The organism is Bartonella sp. AA81SXKL (assembly GCF_042196945.1).
Classification (GTDB): Bacteria; Pseudomonadota; Alphaproteobacteria; order Rhizobiales; family Rhizobiaceae; genus Bartonella.
Window position 1 is genome coordinate 1 of the sequence record NZ_JBHIRH010000263.1, and the last position, 693, is coordinate 693.

Genomic DNA, 693 nt, shown 5'->3' on the forward strand with positions numbered 1-693 from the left:
TAAAGATCAAGTTATAGGGCTCTTTTGGCCAGAGCCTAAGCAGCATCTTGGCTATACGGTTCCCTATCCTAAACTCAACGGCAAGCTGTATTTTCGTCCAGCGGAATTAACGCTATGGAGTGGTGCCAGTGGTGCTGGAAAAAGCCAATTGTTATCAGACTGTATTCCCCATTGGATTTCGCAAAAGAGTCGTCTTTGCTTAGCCTCACTGGAAATGAAAGGAGCACAATCTTTACGTCGTTTAACGAAACAAACGGGGGGTTTAGAACACCCCACCAGAGAGATGATTGAACGAATTTTACAGTTTTTAGATGACGGACTTATTCTCTATGAGCATGTTGGCAAGTCGAGCGTCGACACATTGCTGGATGTTTTTGACTATTGCCGTGCGCGCTATGGCTGCGACCAATTTATCATCGACAGTCTTATGCGGCTTGGCATTGCCTCAGATGATTATACCGGTCAAGAACAAGCAGTTTATAAAATGGTTGATTGGGCTATTTTAAACAATGTACACATTCACCTTGTTGCCCATGCACGCAAAAGCGGTTTGGATAAGGATATCCCAGGCACTGAAGACATTAAAGGCGCCTCAGAGATTGGAGCCAATGCCTTTAATATTATCACAATTTGGCGCAATCGATCCTTAGAAGACAAAATTTTTGCTGCCTCTCTCGAGCAAGAAAAAGCAGA

At 43.9% G+C, this 693-nt stretch carries 1 protein-coding gene; it reads left to right on the top strand.

Going from position 1 to position 693, the window contains the following annotated elements; genetic code table 11:
• The coding region (locus ACFINZ_RS10975; protein ID WP_375701534.1) for an AAA family ATPase at positions 1–693 on the top strand (693 nt) is incomplete at both ends.